At 72.1% G+C, this 18049-nt stretch carries 20 protein-coding genes; 7 read left to right on the top strand and 13 right to left on the bottom strand.

What is annotated here, in order from left to right:
• Positions 1-148: 148 nt before the first annotated feature.
• Entirely contained in the window at positions 149-1309 is a 1161-nt protein-coding gene (locus tag ACZ7CD_RS06890; RefSeq protein ID WP_360384131.1) for a beta-ketoacyl synthase N-terminal-like domain-containing protein, read from the top strand.
• 13 nt (positions 1310-1322) lie between these two features.
• Here the strand turns inward: ACZ7CD_RS06890 and ACZ7CD_RS06895 are convergent, their stop codons facing one another.
• The 5 genes from ACZ7CD_RS06895 to ACZ7CD_RS06915 all read right to left on the bottom strand — a co-directional run bounded on the left by ACZ7CD_RS06895 (position 1323) and on the right by ACZ7CD_RS06915 (position 5089).
• The gene (locus tag ACZ7CD_RS06895; RefSeq protein ID WP_470378469.1) at positions 1323-2252 is read right to left on the bottom strand and encodes a PDR/VanB family oxidoreductase; all 930 of its coding nucleotides are present in this window, start codon (positions 2250-2252) and stop codon (positions 1323-1325) included.
• The gene (locus tag ACZ7CD_RS06900; protein WP_360384125.1) at positions 2249-2407 is read right to left on the bottom strand and encodes a hypothetical protein; all 159 of its coding nucleotides are present in this window, start codon (positions 2405-2407) and stop codon (positions 2249-2251) included. The genes ACZ7CD_RS06895 and ACZ7CD_RS06900 overlap by 4 nt, the downstream gene beginning before the upstream one ends.
• On the bottom strand, positions 2404-3438 hold the full coding sequence (locus tag ACZ7CD_RS06905; RefSeq protein WP_360384122.1) for an aromatic ring-hydroxylating dioxygenase subunit alpha: 1035 nt from the start codon (positions 3436-3438) through the stop codon (positions 2404-2406). Before ACZ7CD_RS06905 ends, ACZ7CD_RS06900 begins: the two co-directional genes overlap by 4 nt.
• A gap of 105 nt (positions 3439-3543) precedes the next feature.
• On the bottom strand, positions 3544-4311 hold the full coding sequence (locus tag ACZ7CD_RS06910; RefSeq protein ID WP_458432515.1) for an IclR family transcriptional regulator: 768 nt from the start codon (positions 4309-4311) through the stop codon (positions 3544-3546).
• A 40-nt stretch (positions 4312-4351) separates the two neighbouring features.
• Positions 4352-5089, bottom strand: coding sequence for a GAF and ANTAR domain-containing protein (locus tag ACZ7CD_RS06915; RefSeq protein WP_470378470.1), 738 nt, complete (start codon positions 5087-5089; stop codon positions 4352-4354).
• A gap of 55 nt (positions 5090-5144) precedes the next feature.
• Between ACZ7CD_RS06915 and ACZ7CD_RS06920 the strand changes: the two genes are divergently transcribed.
• From ACZ7CD_RS06920 to ACZ7CD_RS06935, 4 genes are all read left to right on the top strand, one after another.
• The gene (locus ACZ7CD_RS06920; protein WP_458432513.1) at positions 5145-5483 is read left to right on the top strand and encodes a hypothetical protein; all 339 of its coding nucleotides are present in this window, start codon (positions 5145-5147) and stop codon (positions 5481-5483) included.
• A 233-nt stretch (positions 5484-5716) separates the two neighbouring features.
• The gene (locus tag ACZ7CD_RS06925; protein ID WP_360384110.1) at positions 5717-5905 is read left to right on the top strand and encodes a hypothetical protein; all 189 of its coding nucleotides are present in this window, start codon (positions 5717-5719) and stop codon (positions 5903-5905) included.
• 285 nt (positions 5906-6190) lie between these two features.
• On the top strand, positions 6191-6754 hold the full coding sequence (locus ACZ7CD_RS06930) for a M15 family metallopeptidase (protein WP_470374194.1): 564 nt from the start codon (positions 6191-6193) through the stop codon (positions 6752-6754).
• Between the two features lie 92 nt (positions 6755-6846).
• Entirely contained in the window at positions 6847-7065 is a 219-nt protein-coding gene (locus ACZ7CD_RS06935) for a hypothetical protein (RefSeq protein ID WP_470378471.1), read from the top strand.
• 13 nt (positions 7066-7078) lie between these two features.
• On the opposite strand, the gene ACZ7CD_RS06940 is transcribed toward ACZ7CD_RS06935, so the two are convergent.
• From ACZ7CD_RS06940 to ACZ7CD_RS06970, 7 genes are all read right to left on the bottom strand, one after another.
• The gene (locus ACZ7CD_RS06940; RefSeq protein ID WP_470378472.1) at positions 7079-7894 is read right to left on the bottom strand and encodes a lipoyl protein ligase domain-containing protein; all 816 of its coding nucleotides are present in this window, start codon (positions 7892-7894) and stop codon (positions 7079-7081) included.
• Between the two features lie 46 nt (positions 7895-7940).
• Positions 7941-8531, bottom strand: a complete 591-nt coding sequence (locus ACZ7CD_RS06945; protein ID WP_470378473.1) for a DUF305 domain-containing protein — start codon at positions 8529-8531, stop codon at positions 7941-7943.
• Complete coding sequence (locus tag ACZ7CD_RS06950; RefSeq protein ID WP_470378474.1) at positions 8507-9565, bottom strand: DUF1996 domain-containing protein; 1059 nt, start codon at positions 9563-9565, stop codon at positions 8507-8509. The genes ACZ7CD_RS06945 and ACZ7CD_RS06950 overlap by 25 nt, the downstream gene beginning before the upstream one ends.
• Before the next feature lie 68 nt (positions 9566-9633).
• The gene (locus ACZ7CD_RS06955; protein WP_470378475.1) at positions 9634-11502 is read right to left on the bottom strand and encodes a sigma-70 family RNA polymerase sigma factor; all 1869 of its coding nucleotides are present in this window, start codon (positions 11500-11502) and stop codon (positions 9634-9636) included.
• Positions 11503-11618: 116 nt separating this feature from the next.
• Positions 11619-12608 (bottom strand): inorganic phosphate transporter, encoded by a 990-nt coding sequence (locus ACZ7CD_RS06960; RefSeq protein WP_470378476.1) that lies wholly within the window; start codon positions 12606-12608, stop codon positions 11619-11621.
• A complete protein-coding gene (locus ACZ7CD_RS06965; RefSeq protein WP_360384090.1) occupies positions 12608-13228 on the bottom strand; it encodes a DUF47 domain-containing protein in 621 nt (206 codons plus the stop codon). Before ACZ7CD_RS06965 ends, ACZ7CD_RS06960 begins: the two co-directional genes overlap by 1 nt.
• A gap of 221 nt (positions 13229-13449) precedes the next feature.
• Positions 13450-14349, bottom strand: a complete 900-nt coding sequence (locus tag ACZ7CD_RS06970; RefSeq protein WP_360384087.1) for an SDR family oxidoreductase — start codon at positions 14347-14349, stop codon at positions 13450-13452.
• Between the two features lie 148 nt (positions 14350-14497).
• Here ACZ7CD_RS06970 and ACZ7CD_RS06975 point away from each other — a divergent pair, with 148 nt between their 5' ends.
• Positions 14498-15250: an alpha/beta fold hydrolase gene (locus tag ACZ7CD_RS06975; protein ID WP_360384084.1), complete on the top strand. Its 753-nt coding sequence runs from the start codon at positions 14498-14500 to the stop codon at positions 15248-15250.
• A gap of 108 nt (positions 15251-15358) precedes the next feature.
• Here the strand turns inward: ACZ7CD_RS06975 and ACZ7CD_RS06980 are convergent, their stop codons facing one another.
• A complete protein-coding gene (locus tag ACZ7CD_RS06980) occupies positions 15359-15751 on the bottom strand; it encodes a hypothetical protein (protein ID WP_360384081.1) in 393 nt (130 codons plus the stop codon).
• A gap of 80 nt (positions 15752-15831) precedes the next feature.
• Between ACZ7CD_RS06980 and glgX the strand changes: the two genes are divergently transcribed.
• Complete coding sequence (glgX, locus tag ACZ7CD_RS06985) at positions 15832-17943, top strand: glycogen debranching protein GlgX (protein ID WP_470378477.1); 2112 nt, start codon at positions 15832-15834, stop codon at positions 17941-17943.
• Positions 17944-18049 lie beyond the last annotated feature (106 nt).

The following is an 18049-nucleotide window of genomic DNA, read 5'->3' on the forward strand; positions in this document are numbered from 1 at the left end:
TGAGCCGTTATATCCGGTCGCCGGGAGCGACGGGCGGCCAGGGGTCCCGTCAACAGTCCATTGTAGACTGCCGATTGATGTGTTCGCGAGCCGACCGACCCGTTTATGCTGGTGTGAGGTGTCGGCCCTCGGTGTGGGGGAGCGGGATATGGTCGCGCGTGGTGTGGGTGTCTGCGGAATCGGCGTCGTCAGCGCGTACGGCTGGGGCCGCCAGTCGCTCTGGGACGGTCTGGTGAGCGGGAGACCGGCCGCCGTCGTGGTGCCTGAGCTGGCCCGTTTCCCCGGCGACACCGTCTGGGCGGCGTGCGTGGGCGAGGGCGGCGACCCGGCCGACGGACCGAGCCGGTTCACCCAGGCCATGCGGGCCGCGGCCAGGGAGGCGGTCGAGGACGCCGGTGCGCGCGGCTGGCAGCCGGGCCGCCGGGTCGGTCTGCTGCACGCCGTCGTGCTCGGCGAGGTCGACCTGTGGCGCGAGTTCTACGTCACGCGCGGAGGCGATCTGCCGGTGCACGACTACCTGGCGTTGATGCCGTCCACCCCGATGTCGATGTTCATGCAGGAATACGGTTTCCACGGTCCGGCCATGAACGTCTCGGCGATGTGCGCGTCCGGCAACGCCGGGCTCATCACCGCCAAGGCCTGGCTGGACGCCGGAATCGTCGACGACGTCGTGTTCGTGGCGACGGACCTGTCCCTCACCCCGGAGAACGTGGCCCACTTCGTCCGCCTGGGAGTGGCCATCGTGGACGCCGAGCCGCTCGACGCGTGCCGGCCGTTCCAGCAGGGCAGCCGCGGCTTCGTGATGGGCGAGGCGTCCGTGGCGTTCGTCCTGTCGCGCCGCGCGTCCAACCCGTACGCGATGACGCTCGGCGGCGCGATGTCGCACGACGCCTACCACGTGACCTCGATCGACCCGCGGCTCGACCAGATCACCACCTGCTTCACCGACGCGCTCGACAACGCCGGCGTGAGCGCCGCCGACGTGCGCTACCTCAACGCCCACGGTCCCGGCACGGCCCAGTGCGACGCCGCCGAGGCCGCCGTGCTGGAACAGCTGTTCGGACCGGACACCGGCATCTACTCGGTGAAGCCGCTGACCGGCCACTGCCAGGGCGCCGCGTCCGCCGTGGAGGTCGCGGTGACGGCCATGGCCTACGACTGCGGGGTCGTCCCGGCGCCACCGGTCGTCGCACCGGGACACCCGCGGCTGCTCAACGGGCCCACACCGGTCGCGGACGGCATCACGATCAAGTCGTCGCTGGGCATGGGCGGGCACAACTCGGCCGTCGTGCTGGCACCACCGGCCTGAGCCGCGCCGCCGGTCAGAGGTCCAGCACCAGCCGCGGTGAGCGGGACCGGGACACGCAGATCATCATCACGTCGCCGCAGTCCTGTTCGGCCGCGGTGAGGACGGAGTCCCGGTGGTCCGGCACGCCGTCGAGCACGCCCGTCTCGCACGTGCCGCAGGTGCCCTCCCGGCAGGACGACAGCACGGACACCCCGGCCCGTTCGACGGCGTCGAGCACGGACTGTCCCGCCGACACCCGCACCGTGGTCCCGGTCTGCGCCAGCTCGACCTCGAAGTCCTGCCGCGGTCCCTCGCCGGCGCCGGGCTTCGGCGCGAACCGTTCGACGTGGAGGGTGCCCTCCGGCCACCGCGCGCAGTGCTGCTCGACCGCGGCCAGCAGGCCTTCCGGGCCGCAGCAGTACACGGCCGTGCCCTCCTCGGGTTCGCCCAGCAGCGCGGCCAGGTCCAGCAGGCCGTGCTCGTCCTCGGGGCGCAGCTCCACCGCGGGCAGGTGCTCCAGCTGCGCGCGGAACGCCATGGAGGACCGCGTCCGGCCGCCGTAGACGAGCCGCCAGTCACCTCCCGCCGCCGTCACCGCGGCGATCATCGGCAGGATCGGCGTGATGCCGATGCCGCCCGCGATGAACAGGTGCCGCTTCGCCTCGACGAGCTCGAAGTGGTTGCGCGGCCCGTGCACCTCGACCTCCTGCCCGGCGGTGAGCACCTCGTGCACGTGCCGCGAGCCGCCGCGGCCGCCCGGTTCGAGCAGGACGGCCACCTGGAGGACCGCGGTGTCGGCCGGGTCGCCGCACAGCGAGTACTGGCGCACCACCCCGTCGGCGAGCACCAGGTCGACGTGCGCGCCCGGCGTCCACCGCGGCAGCGGGTCGCCCGCGGGGTGCCGCAACGTCAGCAGCACCACCCCGTCGGCGACCGGTTCCTTGCGTTCCAGCAGCAGTTTCACGGCGTGTGCCCCGCAGGGTGGGCGAGCAGCCAGTCCCACAGCTCGACCGGGCCCTCGAACTCGCGTTCCGCCGCGCAGTGGCAGGTCGCGCGGAGCCGGTCGGTGCCGGGCACCCAGTGGACGCGGTTGACCCGCTCGCCGGTGAGCGCGTTCACGCCGGCTCGCACAGGCGCCCGAGCATCCGCCGCGCGGCCAGCCCGCCGGTGTCGATGTTGATCGACAGCTCCTGGTAGCCCTCCGGTTCGGACGCGATGACCTGCTCCAGCACGTTCAGCGCCACGACGTCCTGCAGCACGACGGTGCGGTTGCTCTCCGCGAGGAACGCCGAGACCTCCTCGTCGCCGAGCGCGAAGTCCCGTGCCACGGCCCAGAAGTCGTGCGTCGAGGTCTCGGTCTCCGGCGTGATCGCGTACACGACCTCGACGTGGAAGGCGTCCGGGTCGGTGCCGTCGGGGTTCGGCGTGGACCCGACCGGCGCGATGCGGCTGTGCAGCTTGTACAGGCACGGCGGCGTGTACTCGATGTCCTGCCAGCGCGCGATCCGGCCCTCCAGGCCCGTCGACTTCGAGTAGAACGGCGGGCACTCCGCGTCGTCCATGTGCCGCGAGACGTAGATGATGCCCGCGTCCTCGTCGACCTCGGTCGTGATCGGGGTGGACGCGACCTCCGGGGTGCCGATGTAGCCGCCGTGCAGGTAGGTCTCGTGCGAGAGGTCCAGCAGGTTGTCCACGAGCAGCGAGTACCTGGCCTGCAACGGCTCCATGCCGCACACCGTCGTGTAGTCCGGCGCGACGAGCCACGGCGCCCGCGGGATGCGCGCCGCGTCGGCCTTCTCCGGGTCGCCGATGAACACCCACACGAACGAGTCCTGCTCCACCACGGGGTAGGGCAGCAGCCGGGCCGTGCGCGGGATGCGCGTTTGCCCCGGCACGGCGACGCACCGGCCGCCCGCGTCGTAGGTGAACCCGTGGTAGCCGCACACCACCTGGTCGTCGACGAGCCGCGACGGCGCCTGCGACAGCGGGAACCGCCGGTGCACGCACCGGTCCGGCATCGCCGTCACCGCACCGCCACGGGTGCGCCAGAACAGGATCGGCTCACCGCAGACGGTGCGGCTGAACAGGTCGTGCTCGATCTCGGACCCGTACGCGGCGACGTACCACTGGTCGCGCGGAAAGCCGGTCATTCGGGCTCCTTCGCCGGTGTTGCTCCGTGGTGGGAGAGCACAGCGTGGCGGAGACCACCGCACGCGGCGAAGCGCCGTTTCCGGAAAATGGAAGCCCTGACGCCGTTAGCCGCAGAGCGCTCGGGAGATCGCCTGAGCGCTGGTGCGCACGAGCGGCGCCAGCGCGTGCGGCGTCATGGTGCCGTGCCGCACCACCAGCGACACGGCGGCGACGACCTCGCCGTGCTCATCGTGGACCGGCGCGCCGACCGAGAGGGCGTCCATGGTCACCTGCCGGTCGCTGACCGAGAAGCCGTTCGACCGGACGGCGGCGAGCATCCGCCGCAGCTGGGCCGGATCGGTGACGGTCCTGGCGGTGTAGCGGTCGATCGGACCGCTCAGCACGTCCTCCTGCACCTCGACCGGCGCGTGCGCGAGCAGCACCAGGCCGACACCGGTGGCGGTGAGCGCGAACCGGTCGCCCACGCGGGTCAGCACCGGCACGGCGACCGACCCCGCGATCCGCTCGACGAACACGACCTCGGTGCCCTCCCGGACGGCGAGCTGCACGTTCTCCCTCGTGACCTGGGACAGGTCCTCCAGGAACGGCAACGCGGTCTCCCGCAACCCCGGACCGCGCGGCGCGAGCGAGCCGAGCTCCCACAGCCGCAGCCCGATCCGGTAGAGCCCGTCCGCACCCCGCTCGGCGGCACCCCACGCGCACAGCTCCTGCATCAGCCGGTGCGCGGTCGACAACGGCAACCCGGCCCGCCGCGCGAGGTCGCTCAACGTCAGCTCGCGATGCTCGGCGTCGAACGCGTCGAGCAGTTGCAGCGCACGGCCGATGACCGGTCCGGTGGGACCGGTGGGCCGGCCTCGACGCGGGGCACTCACCCCGTCATTTTGCCCGGCGTGGTGTGCGACCTGGATCAAGTCAGGTGGGCAGCCGGCCGGTCCTGGTGAGCTGCTCGGCGATGTCGCGCAGCTTGAGGTTGGTGTGCTGGCTCGCGCGGGTGAGCACCGCGAACGCCTGGTCCGCGGTGATCTGGTGGCGTTCCATCAGGATGCCCTTGGCCTGGCCGATCAGGTCGCGGGTCGCCACCGCCGCGCTCAGCTGGCTGCGTTCCTGGGCGGAGGCGAGCGCGATCGCAGCGTGCCCGGCGAACAGGCTGCCGACGTGCCACGACTCGTCGTCGAACGCACCCGTTCGCGCGGAGTACAGGTTGAGCGCGCCGAGGTCCTCGTCCTGCACGAACAGCTGGAACGACAGCATGCTGCCGACCTCCAGGTCCGCGGCCTTCCCGGTGAACACGGGCCACCGGTCGTCACCGGCGACGTCGGGGACGGAGACGATCTTCTCGTCGTACAGGGCGGTCAGGCAGGGACCCTCACCGGACGCGAGCTGCGCCTGGTCGACCTCGCACGGCAGGTCACCGGTCGTGGCGACGGTCCGGATCTCCCTGCGGCCGAGCACGGTCATGATGCCCGCGTGCTCGGCACCCGGAATGGTCCCGGCCGCGGCGTGGACGATCGCGTCCATCGTCTCCTGCTCGCCGTGCTGCTGCTGGAGCGCACGGGCGATTCTGGTCAGGTGCGCTGCCAGGTCCGGCTCGCGCTCGGCGGGGAGTCCGAGGTGGCCCTCGCCCGGCGGGCCTGCGGTGTCGGTGGCCATGCGGGTGGTTACCCGGAACGGCCGCCGGTACACGGGTGCGGTACGGGTGCACGGAGTGGAACGGCGCATCCGTGCGCTGGAGTCGCGCCGGGCCCGGCTCAAGACGCGGGCCGGCAGGGCGTCGAGCTCGGGTGACGTCAGCACGGCCATGGCCGCGCCGGCCGAGGCGCGCCTGCACGCGGCGCAGGCACGACAGCGGTTGCGGGAGAGCCTGATCAGCTCCGCGCGTGCGCACGAGCGGGCAGCCGCTGCCCACACGCGTGCGGCGGAGCACGGGGGCATGGGCGTCGCGGAACACCGGGCCGCAGCCGCGCAGCACCGCCGTGGCCGACCGCGAGAGCGCTGCCAAATCGTGATCACGAAAACCCCCAGTCCTCTGTGGAACCAGGCGTAGCACCGGACCCGGCAGGGAACTCCCGGTCCGCCGGGCCCGGTGCGCCGGACGCGGCGGCACCGCGCGTGTGGTCGGGCTGTGTTCGGCAGTGTTGTTCAACAGCCAGCAACCGCGCGGGTCCGGTAGCGCGGTGCGGATCTGCGTTCGCGCGATCCGCACCGCGTTCGCCGGTTCACCACGCCGCTGGCGGGTATGCCGCACGGACGGAAGCCGACCTCCAGGAGGAGAGTGCCGTGACCGGACCGGACCGGGACGAGGAGACGGTGCAGCGGGGAGCCGCGGAGGAAGCGAGCGGCACACCCCTGACCGAGACGGAGGCCGAGGTGTCGCGGCGGCCGCCGAGCGACACCCCCGAGGACGTGCCAGACGAGGACGGCCGCGGGACCGGCGGCATGGGCCTCGGCGGTGACGACGTCGAGTGAGACCGGACGAGCCGGTGGTACAGCAGCGGCGGTTCGCCGGCCGCAGCTCGCGTGGTCGGGTGAGGTGGCCCGGCGCGCGAAGGAGCTGGAACGCGGCAACTGCGTGACCTGACCGGCCACCCGGCGCGGTCCGCTGTTCCCGGACGAGCGGTCCTCACGGGCACCCCGTCGACAGGTCGTTGCAGAACGAGCACATTCCGCGCGACGGCCGATCACATCGGCGCGGCATCGTCGAGCACGTCGGACACACCCGGCGCGCGACGACGAGGAGATGAACCAGTGGTGATGCGGGGACACGCGGGCGGCAACGGACTTCGCACCGCCTGCGCGGTGGTGCTCGTGCTCGTGGTGACGGCCTGTGCGACACCGCCGGAGGCCGGCACCGTCCACTCGGGAGGTGGCAGCTCCCGGGCGGACGGTGACGGCAGCATCCCGGAGAACGAGAGCATCTCGTTGCAGGACAACGACCACCCCGCCATCGCCAACCTCGACCCCGCACTGCTCGCGGCGGTGCGGGCGGCCGCCGTGGACGCCGCGGCGCGCGGGGTGGAGCTGAAGGTGACGTCGGGCTGGCGCAGCAAGCGGTACCAGCAGCGGCTGCTGGACGAGGCCACCGCGCGGTACCGCAGCGCGGAGGAGGCCCGCAAGCTCGTGCACCCGCCGGAGAAGTCGAAGCACGTGACCGGGCACGCCATCGACATCGGGCCGACCGCCGCCGCGGACTGGTTGGTCCAGCACGGCGCGGACCACGGGCTCTGCCAGGCGTTCGCCAACGAGATGTGGCACTTCGAGCTGCTGACCACGCCCGGCGGCCAGTGCCCGCAGCCGCAGGGCACCGCACTGGGCTGAACCCTTCCGATTCCTTTCACCGCCTCCACGGGTCCACACCCCCGAAGTGCCGGCGTCGGGTGACACCGGCCGGAGCCAGAGGGGGAAGGACAGTGGCCACCCGCACGTGGGTGCTCGTGACCACCTCGGTCGCGTCGCTGATGGTGGTGCTGGACGCGCTGGTCGTGACGACCGCGCTGACGGCGGTCAGAACGGACCTCGGTGCGTCGGTCACCGAGCTGGAGTGGACGGTCAACGGCTACGCGCTGAGCTTCGCCGTGCTGCTGCTGACGGCAGCGGCGGGGTTGCCGGAGCGGATCGGTCCCGGGTGACCGGCATCGGGCGTCAGGCGCTGGGCACCGGGTGCGCGCGGGTCCAGTCGTCCACGTGGAACGGTCCCGCTCCCTCCGGCACCACCCCGGCCGCGTGGGCGGCGACCGCGGCGGGGACCTGCCCGTCGGCCAACCCGAGCCGGTCGCGGTAGTCCGCCGCGAACGCCGCCGCGACCTCCGCCGAGGACAGCCCCGGCGCGTAGTCGGCCAGTCCGGCGATCGAGCTCTCCCGCAGTCCGTAGCCCAGCGCCTGCGACACCGCGGTGAGCACGGCGCGGACCTCGTCCGACACGGCGACCTGGACGACGGTGCTGAACAGCGACCCGGTCGCGGTGACCCGCTGGGCCGAGCCCACGACCTTGGCGGTGCCCGCCACGTTGATGCTGTACTCGCCGGGGCAGTACTCGCCGTCGACCTCGCCGACGCGGGCGTCGACGTCACCGAGCCCGCGCAGCACCCGCACGTGGCTCTCGGCGTTGGCGGCGAACGTGGCGCTGCCGGCGTGCCGGATTCCGGTGGTGCGGTCGAGGTGGTCGATCACGACGGCACCGGCGTCGTAGGCGACCATCCGCCCGCCCGGCGAGCGCACCACCGTCGCGAACCCCGCCGCACGGGCCACCTCGGTGGCCTTCGCGATGCCGGGTGAACGGAGGTCACGGCCGCTGAACGCGACCGTCGGGCCGTGCGGCACGTAGATGTGGACGAGCTCCGACCACGTCGCGGTGGGGGCGCGCAGCAGCAGGGCCGGGACCACCAGCTCGGTGGGTGCGGGGCCGGTGCTGCCGGTGGCCAGCAGCCGGCGGAGGTCGAGGTCGTTCGCAGGAGACACGCGACGATTCTCGACCACCGCCCCGATGACCGTCGCGGTGAGCCGGTCACGACCCCAGCAGCACCAGGAACTCCGCCCTGCTGCGCTCGATCCGCGCACCCAGGTCGAGTGCCTGCCTGCTCGTTCCGGCCGACAGCTCCGCACGGGCGACTGTCCGCGCCTCCTCGCACTGGGTGCGCAGCAACGTCCGCAGCTGCCCGTCGAAGTCGGCGTCCCGCGCGCCGCCGGTCGCGGCCAGCTCGGCGGGCGTGATCATGCCGGGCATGTCGTGGCCTGCGTGCTCACCGGACTCCGGCCGGCCCGCCTCCGCGAGCACCTCCCTGGCCTGGGCCAGCTCAGCTCGGTAACCGGCACCGAGCTGCTCGGCCACCGGACGCAGCGCGGAGCCGGGACGGCCGGCGGCCAGCGCCAGGGCGGCCAGCGCCGACTCGTTCTGCGGGATCACGAGGTCCACGAACGCCAGGTCCGTCGCGGTAGGCCCGGCCTGCGACGGGACAGCAGGCGACGAGACGGCAGGCGACGGGACAGCGGCCGGTGGTGCCTCGGCCACCGCACCGCACCCCGTCGGCAGGACCGCCGCCAGCAGGACCACCGCGACGTGCAGGACCCGCACTACGGGCGGCCGTCCGGTCCGCACTTGACGATCCGGTTGATGCAGTCGCGCACGCGCTGCGCCATCTCGGCCTCGGGCCACACGTTGAAGAAGTCGCCGTGCATCGTGTAGCCGGGACCGGACGACAGCCTGAACCGCGCCGGGTCGCCGTTGGCCGGGTAGCGCAGCACCTGGCGCAGCTTCGGCACGGGCACGGGGTGCGTGGCCGGGCAGTCGCCCGCGACCGGGTAGGACATGTGGCTCTTGTGGTCGGCGGAGTCGAGGTCCTTGCCGTTCCAGCACTGCGGGAAGTCCAGGTAGGACTCGATCATCGTGCCGGCCGGGCAGTTCACGAAGTCCTTCGAGGCGCCGACATGGCCGGCGTGCAGGCACGACCAGCGCGACTGCGTGCTGCCGTCCGGCGCGGTGGCCTTGGCGTTGCCCGCGACGATCCGCAGGCCCCGCGGCAACGGCTGGGTGCGGGCGATCACGTCGTCGCGCACGCCCTCGCCGAGGTAGTAGAACGTGGTGCCGGTCGGCTCGACGGGCTGGCCGTCGACCAGCAGGGTGGGCACCCAGTACGACGACAGGTCGGTCTTGGGGCTGCACGTGCTCGTCGCGCCGCCCAGGCTCGTCACGTCCGAGCGGGCGTTCGTGGAGACGTTGCCGAAGAAGCTGTGCATGTGCGAGACACCGGGCAGGTTCGGGAAGACGATCGGGTCGTCCGGCAGCCGGTGGGTGAACGGGCACTCGGCCACGAACTCCGCCACGCGCACCGCGTTCGGCGGGATCGGCGCCTGCGGCGGCAGGGGAGCGACGGCCTCGGTGGTGGGCGGAGTGGTGGCCGGGGTGGTCGCCGGTGCGGAAGCGGGAGCGGGAGTCCCGGGAACGGCCGTCGCGGTGCGGGTCTGCGCGGTGGGCGTCGTGGTCGTGGTCGGCGCGACCGCGGCCGGCGGTGGCTTGGGCGGTGAGAAGAACATCGCGTTCGCGGTCACCGCGGACGCCGCGACACCGGCCACGGCGAGGACCGCGATCAGGACGCGCCTCCGCAGCCGTGACGGGGTGGGGGCGTGGGTCATCGGAAGTCCTTTCGGGCAGGGTGGACTGACACAGGGGTGGAACGGGACGAGCGGACGCGAGCGGGAGCTCAGCCCGCGTCGCGGTAGGCCTCGCCGGCCTGGTTCGGGGTGCCGCCGGGGGCGTAGAGACCGGTGCCGGGCTTGTCGGCGGGCAGCGCGAACCACGCGTACCGCTCGACGTGCGGCAGGCCCTCCATCATCGCGCTGGAACCGCGGGCGAACGCCGCGAGCTGCGCCTGGGTCGGGTAGCGGGGTGTGCCGCCGGAGAAGTCGATGAGCGAGTACTCGGTGAGCCACACCGGTTTGCCGTACCGCGCGTGCACCGCGTCGAGGTAGTTCTTCAGGTGCTGCACGGCCGCCGCGCTGAAGTCCGACCCGTACCAGTGCACGGTGATGAAGTCGACCCGCAGGCCGCGCTGGGCCGCACCGGTCATGAACCGGTCGAGCCAGCCGCCCGGCTTGTCACCGCTGTGCGCGACGGCGGGGCTGCCGAGCCGCAACCCGGTGGCGGCGAGCTTCGGCCACAGGTCGAGTGCCTGCTCCGGCGTCATGTTGGCCTGATCGGGGAAGTCCGGCTCGTTGAACCCGAGCAGCACCTTCCCGTTGGCCTTCGCGCGGGCGATCGTGGCGTCGTCGGTGAACTTCGCGCCCCAGATCATCGGCACGAACTCGACGTTCGGCGGCGTGGCGATGCCGTCCGGGTGCACGGCCCAGTTGTAGTACCACCCGGCGCGCACGTCGGTGAGCGCCTTGCCGACGCCGGAGAAGTTCCACGTGCTGACGCCCTTCTTCGCCGACGCCGCAACGGGTTTCGGCGCCGCGGCGGGCACGGGCGGTGCGGCCACCGTCGTCGAGGACGGCGGCGCCGTGGACGGCGCTGGTGACGGAGTGGTGGTGCTGGCCGGCGGTGTGGTCGTGGGCGCGCTCTGGGAGGTGGTCGCGGACACCGCGCGGGTGACCGGCTCCTCCTTCGAGGGCAGCACGGCGACCACGATGCCCGCGGCCAGCACGGCGGCCGCCGCGGCGGCGATCGGTTTGACCAGCGCGCCCTGCAGGAACACCCCGAACTTGCCGGTCGCCGCCGTGGACGTCGTGGTGGCGGCGGGCGCCGTGGTGACGGGGGAGATGCTCACCTGCGTCCCGACGAGCGCCGACTGGTCGAGCCCGAACCCGAACGCGGCGGGCAGCGGCACCAGCGGCAGCCGGGCGATCAGTCCCTCGACCGCGGCCAGGTCGTACCCGCACCGCTCACACCGGGGGCAGCCGCGGCTGTGCCGGACGATCCGCTTGCGCCACAACGGGCTGGGGTCACCGTCCCAGTCGGCGACGACCTCGGCCAGCTCGGGGCAGCGCGGCGTGCGCTCCAGCGTCCGCACGACGATCCGCGCGGCGTCGAGCTGCGCCTTGACCCGCTGCACCCGCACGGCGGTGTGCTGCGGCGTCAGCTCCAGCGCGTCGGCGACCTCGGTGCGGGTCAGCCGGCCGGCCGCCTCCAGCCACCACAGCGACAGCAGCTCGCGTTCGTCGGCGCTGAGCCAGCGGGTGGCCGCGACGACCTCGCGCCGCTGCCCGGACAGCTGCAACCGCATGATCGTGAGGTCGACGAAGTCAGCGCCGGGGTCGGCGACGTCCTCCAGGACCGGTCCGGTGATCGGGACCCGCTGGTTTTCGCGGTGCCGCAGCCGGATCTGGTTCATCGCGATCACGACGAGCCACGACCGGAACCCGGCCGGGTCGCGCAGCGAGGACAGCCCGTGCACCGCGCGCAGCATGGTCTCCTGGACCACGTCGTCGGTGTCGGCGTGACCGCCGAGCGCGTGCCCCACGATGTTGTAGACGAGGGGCAGGTATCCGCTCACCAGGTCGTCCAGCGCGCGCTGGTCGCCGTCGCGTGCGGCCACCACCGTCGCGACGCCGGGTTCCTCGGCCACCGCCATGCCCACCTCACTTGCCGGTCCAGGGTCCTCTGACCAGGAGATGTCCCCGGCGCCCGGCAATAACGAAAAAACTTCGAAGAACTTTCGAGCGCTCCGCCGCCGCCGCGGGCAGGAGCTCAGAGCAGCGCCACGAGCCCGTAGGCACCGGCGGCGACGGTAGCGGACGCGGGCAGCGTCAGCACCCAGCCCTTCGCGATGTCCGCCGCCACCGACCAGCGCACCGCGGACCGGCGTGTGGTGGCGCCGACGCCCATCACCGCCGAGGTGATGACGTGCGTGGTGGAGATCGGGGCGTGGAAGACGAACGCGGTCAGGTACAGCACCGAGGAGGCGGACAGCTCGGCGGCGAAGCCGTGCGGCGGCGTGAGGTGGAAGATGCGCCGGCCGAGGGTGCGCATGATCCGCAGACCACCGGCGTACGTCCCGGCCGACAGGGCCAGCGCGCAGGCCCCGATCACCCAGAACGGCACCGAGTAACCGGCCTGGTTGCCGGTGACGACCAGCGCCAGGACGATCACGCCCATGCTCTTCTGGGCGTCCTGCAGGCCGTGGCCCAGCGCGAGGCTCGCAGCGGAGAACACCTGGGCGCGGCGCATCAGCCGGCCCGCGCGGTGCGCGTTCGCGTTGCGGAACGCCCACATGATCACCGTCATCACCAGGTAGCCGAGCAGCAGGCCGACGACGGGCGAGACCACCATCGGGATCACGACCTTCTCCACCACGCCCGCCCAGTGCACCGTGGTCGCGGAGGCCAGCGCGGCACCGACCAGGCCGCCCACCAGCGCGTGCGACGAGGACGACGGCAGCCCGAAGTACCAGGTGACCAGGTTCCAGGCGATGGCGCCGACCAGGGCGGCGGTGACCACGTGCAGCGCGTCGTCGCCGACCGGGGTGTCGATGAGACCGGAGGCGATGGTGACCGCGACGCCGGTGCCCAGCAGCGCGCCGACCAGGTTCATCACCGCCGCGAGCGCGAGTGCGGCGCGCAGGGTGAGCGCACGGGTGGAGACCGCGGTGGCGATGGCGTTGGCGGCGTCGTGGAAGCCGTTGGTGAAGTCGAAGGCCAGTGCCAGCACCACCACGAGCACCAGGCCCGCGGTGAGCATCAGGCCTCCTTGACCGCGATCGAGTGCACGGCGTTCGCCACGTGCTCGAACGCGTCGGCCGCTGCCTCCAGCTCGTCCACGACCTCCTTGAGCTTCATGACCTCCAGGGCGTCGCGCTGCCCGTTGAACAGCTCCGACAACAGCCGCCGGTAGACCTGGTCGGCCTCGTTCTCGACCTGGTTCACGTCCACCCAGTAGGCGGTCAGCTCCTGCGGCTCTGCCAGCCGGGGCATGGCCGCCGCGGTCAGTTGGGCGGCCCGGCACAGCAGGTCCACCTGCGCGTTCACGCCGTCGGGCAGCTCACCCACGCGGTAGAGGGTCGCCAGGTCGACCGCGGCGTCCATGTGGTCGACGACGTCGTCCAGCCTGGCCGCGAGCCGGTAGATGTCCTCCCGGTCGAACGGCGTGACGAACGACCGGTCCAGGTGCTCGATGATCGCGTGCGTGGCGTCGTCACCGGCGTTCTCCAGCGCGTGCATGCGCTCCGCCAGCTCCTGCCGCCGGTCGGCGGGCGCCCGCACGAACTCGCCCAGCAGCTCCACGCTCCTGCCGATGTTCGCGCCGATCTCGGTGAACAGCTCGAAGAACTTGGCACCCGTGGGCTTGCGGCTGATGCGCATGCGGTCGTTCCTCCCTCGCCGTGGTGGGTCGTGCGGCGTCTCCGGACGTGCCCGAGGTCAGTCGCGTGCGCGTCCGGGGGAGGTGGGGAGCCCGGCGGTTGCCCGCCCGCAGCCCGCCGGCGTGGCACCGCCGGCAGGCTCGTGGTGCGGATGCGGTCGGTGGTGCGCACGCGGCACGGTTACCCGGCGGGGTCGCGGGCAAACAGCGCGTTGTCACCTCGTCAGGTGAGCAGCTGGCCACCGGTGACGCCGAGGACCTCGCCGGTGATGTAGCTGGACTCCTGCGAGGCGAAGAAGACGTAGACCGGTGCCAGCTCGGCCGGTTGCGCGGCCCGGCCCAGCGGTGTCTGCGCGCCGAAGTCGTCGACCTTCTCGGCCGGCATGGTCGCGGGGATCAGCGGTGTCCACACCGGACCGGGGGCCACGGAGTTGACCCGGATGCCCTTGTCGACCAGGTCGGCGGAGAGCGCCTTGGTGAAGTTGACGATCGCGCCCTTGGTGGCGGCGTAGTCCATCAGCTCGGGCGAGGGCTGGAACGCCTGGATCGACGACGTGTTGATGATCGCCGCACCCGGTCGCATCAGCGGCACGGCGGCCTTGGTCAGCCAGAACATCGCGTAGACGTTCGTCTTGAACACGCGGTCGAACTGGTCGCTGCTGATGCCGAGCAGCCCCTCGTCCTGCGCCATCTGGTAGGCCGCGTTGTTGACCAGGACGTCGATCCGCCCGAACTCCTCCTCCGCGCGCCGGGCGACCTCCCGGCACGCCTCCTCGGTGCGCAGGTCGCCGGGGACCAGCACGGCCTGCCGGCCAGCTTCGCGCACGAGCTCGGCGGTGCGCTCGGCGTCGGCCTGCTCCTCCTCCAGGTAGCAGAGCAGCACGTCAGCACCCTCGCGGGCGAACGCGATCGCGGTGGCGCGGCCGATGCCGGAGTCGCCGCCGGTGATCACGGCCTTGGTGTCGCGCAGCCGGTCGCTGCCCCGGTAGGTGTGCTCGCCGTGGTCGGGCTCTGGACCCATCCGGCTGCCGGTGCCGGGGTGCTCCTGCTCCTGGCCCTCCTGCCGGCCGGGACGCGGGTACTGCTCCCTCGGGTCCTGCCGGGTGTACTGGTCTGCTGCCATGGGCGGTCACCTCACGATGATCGAACGTCGGAACCGCAGGTGTTCCCGCGCACCGGACGTCCAATCACGCGGATCTCCGCCGTGCGTCACGTTTCGCCGATCGGGGGAGCGGTAGTTCCGGTGTGGACCACGGCGGAGGGAGCCAGCCATGCCGGACCGCCCGCGGCACGTGCGGGAACGGTGGGACCGGGTCGGGGACCGGGAGTTCCGCAGCCTGACGGCGGGGCACCGCGTCGGCGACCGGCCCGACGTCGTGCTGGTGCCCGGCCTCGGCGCGCTCGGCTACCTAGCCGACACCCTCGCCGGCTGCGGTGCCTTCACCAGGGCGCACCTGCTCGACGTGCCGGGCTTCGGCCACCGCGCGGCACGGGTGTGCCCGGCCGGGATCGGCGCGGTCGCGCGGGCGGTGTGCGACTGGGTCGAGGAGGTGGTCGCGGCACCGGTGGTGCTGGCGGGGCACTCCACCGGCGCCCAGGCCGCACTGCACGCCGCTGCGGCCCGGCCCGAGCTGGTGCGGTCGCTGGTGCTGCTCGGCCCCACCTTCCCACCGGAACAACGCGGCTTGGGCGGCCTGGTCAGCGGGTTCCTGCGCACCCTGCCGCACGAGCCGCCCTCGGTGGTGCGCGGGACGGTGCCCGACTACCTGCGCGCCGGTCCGGTGGAGATCGCGCGCTTCGTCCGCTCGGCCCAGCGGGACCGGCCGGAAGAGGTCGTCGCGCGGGTGGGGTGCCCGGTGCTGGTGGTGCGCGGTGAGCACGACGCGTTGTCGCCGGTGCACTGGGTCGAACGGCTCGCCGCCGCGGCACCGGACGGGCGGGCGGTGGTGGTACCCGGTGCCCACGCGTTCCTGTTCCACCGCGGGGGGATGACGGCGCAGCTGATCGCCGGGGTGACCGGGTAGCTGAGCGGCGTCGAGGTCCTGTTCGGACGTCTCAACCGGTGACGCGGGCTTCGGCGCAGAACGGCGCCCGCCGGACGGTTGCGTCCGGCGGGCGCGGCCGCTGCGGGATCAGATCGGCTCGTCGGGCGTCCGTGCCGTGCTCGCCACCGAGCCACCGGGCTCGTCGGCGAGCTGGCCCCGCCCCGCGGCCTCGGTCTGCGACTCCTCGTCCAGCTCGCTCGGCACGACCGGCACGTCGGGCTGTTCCTCTGCCAGCCGGTCGTCCAGCGGACGCGGGTGGGCCTGCTCGTACGGCGTCGTGCCGTACTTGTCGGCGGCCGTCCACCGCTCCGGCGGGTCCATCCCCGCTTCGAGCGGGTCCAGCTTGAGGCGGTCCTCGTCGAGGTCCTCCGCGCTGTTCAGGGCCGCGGGATCGGTTTCGACCGAGTCGGGTGAGCCGGTGTCGTGCGGGGGCGTGTAGGACGCCTGGTCGTCGCCCGCGCCCAGATCATGTGTTGCCATGAGAGCCGGTTACCCGGTGATCGCGAGCACAACCTGCACTCGAAAGAGTTAGATCGGGTGATCCTGGGCATACCTCGCGCGTGAAAGCCTGGCCTGGAACGTCCTACCCGCTCGGCGCCACCTATGACGGCGTCGGTACCAACTTCGCGTTGTTCTCGGAGGTGGCAGACCGCGTCGAGCTCTGCCTGTTCGACGACGACGGCACCGAGACGCGGGTTCACCTGCCCGAGGTGAGCGGTTTCGTCCACCACGGTTACCTGCACGGCGTCGGACCGGGACAGCGGTACGGGTACCGCGTGCACGGGCCGTACGACCCGGAGCGGGGCCTTCGCTGCAACCCCACCAAGCTGCTCATCGACCCGTACGCGAAGGCGATCAGCGACGGGCTGCGGTGGGACGAGTCCCTCTACAGCTACCGGTTCGGCGCGCCGGACGAGCGCAACGACGACGACTCGGCGCCGTTCGTGCCGAAGTCCGTGGTGGTCAACCCGTTCTTCGACTGGGCGGAGGACCGGCTGCCGAGGACGCCCTACAACGAGAGCGTCGTGTACGAGGCGCACGTCCGCGGCCTCACGATCGACCACCCGGAGATCCCGGAGCGGATGCGCGGAACGTACGCGGGTCTCGCGCACCCGGTGATGATCGACCACCTGACCAGGCTGGGTGTGACCGCGGTCGAGCTGATGCCGGTGCACCAGTTCATCAGCGACCACACCCTCGCCGACAAGGGCCTCACCAACTACTGGGGCTACAACACGATCGGCTTCTTCGCGCCGCACGACGCCTACGCCTCCCTCGCCGGCTCCGGCGACCAGGTGCAGGAGTTCAAGGGCATGGTCCGCACCCTGCACCAAGCGGGCATCGAGGTCATCCTCGACGTGGTCTACAACCACACCGCCGAGGGCAACCACCTCGGGCCGACCCTGTCGATGAAGGGCATCGACAACGAGGCGTACTACCGGCTCGTCGAGGACGACCCGCAGTACTACATGGACTACACGGGCACCGGTAACTCCCTGAACGTGCGGACGCCGCACACGTTGCAGCTGATCATGGACTCGCTGCGGTACTGGGTCACCGAGATGCACGTCGATGGCTTCCGGTTCGACCTGGCGGCGACGCTGGCGCGGGAGTTCTACGACGTGGACCGGCTGGCGACGTTCTTCGAGGTCGTGCAGCAGGACCCGGTGGTCTCGCAGGTCAAGCTGATCGCCGAGCCGTGGGACGTCGGTCCCGGTGGGTACCAGGTGGGCAACTTCCCGCCGCTGTGGACGGAGTGGAACGGCAAGTTCCGCGACACCGTCCGGGACTTCTGGCGCGGTGAGCCGGCGACGCTGGGCGAGTTCGCCTCGCGCATCACCGGCTCCTCCGACCTCTACCAGAACGACGGCCGCCGGCCTTACGCGTCGATCAACTTCGTCACCGCCCACGACGGCTTCACGCTCAACGACCTGGTGTCGTACAACGAGAAGCACAACGAGGCCAACGGCGAGGACAACAACGACGGCGAGAGCCACAACCGCTCGTGGAACTGCGGCGCCGAAGGACCGACCGACGACGAGGGCGTCCTCACGCTGCGCGCCCGGCAGCGGCGGAACATGATGGCGACGCTGCTGTTGTCGCAGGGCGTGCCGATGATCCTGCACGGCGACGAGTTCGGCCGCACGCAGGACGGCAACAACAACGTCTACTGCCAGGACAACGCCATCTCGTGGGTGGACTGGACGTTGGCCGACGCGAACGCCGAGCTGGTCGACTTCACCTCGGCGCTGACCGCGTTCCGCAAGGCGCACCCGGTGTTCCGGCGCAAGCGGTTCTTCGTCGGCCGGCCGATCCGCAAGGGCGACGAGCTGCGCGACATCGCGTGGTTCACCCCCTCCGGTGAGGAGATGACCGAGCAGAACTGGGAGGACGACTTCGGCAAGTGCATCGTCGTCTTCCTCAACGGCGAAGGCATCCCCGACCTGGATCAGAGCGGGATGAGGGTGGTCGACGACTCGTTCCTCATCGCGTTCAACGCCCACCACGAGGACATCGAGGTGACGCTGCCCGAGCCCACCTACGGCCCGGAGTGGGTGGTCGTGGTGGACACCGCGACCGGTGAGGTCGGCGAGCGGGAGAAGCCGATCCCCGCGACCGGCCAGCTCGTCCTGGCGGCGCGGTCGCTGGTGGTGCTGAAGCGGGTGGGATGACGGTCAGGTGACCGGTAGGGGCCACGGGTGGCTGCCGCGGACGTCCGCGGCAGCACCTCGTGGCAGTGCCCGGAACCGGCCGGTGACCCGCGCAGCCCGACGCCGC

Source organism: Lentzea sp. NPDC036949 (assembly GCF_055608075.1).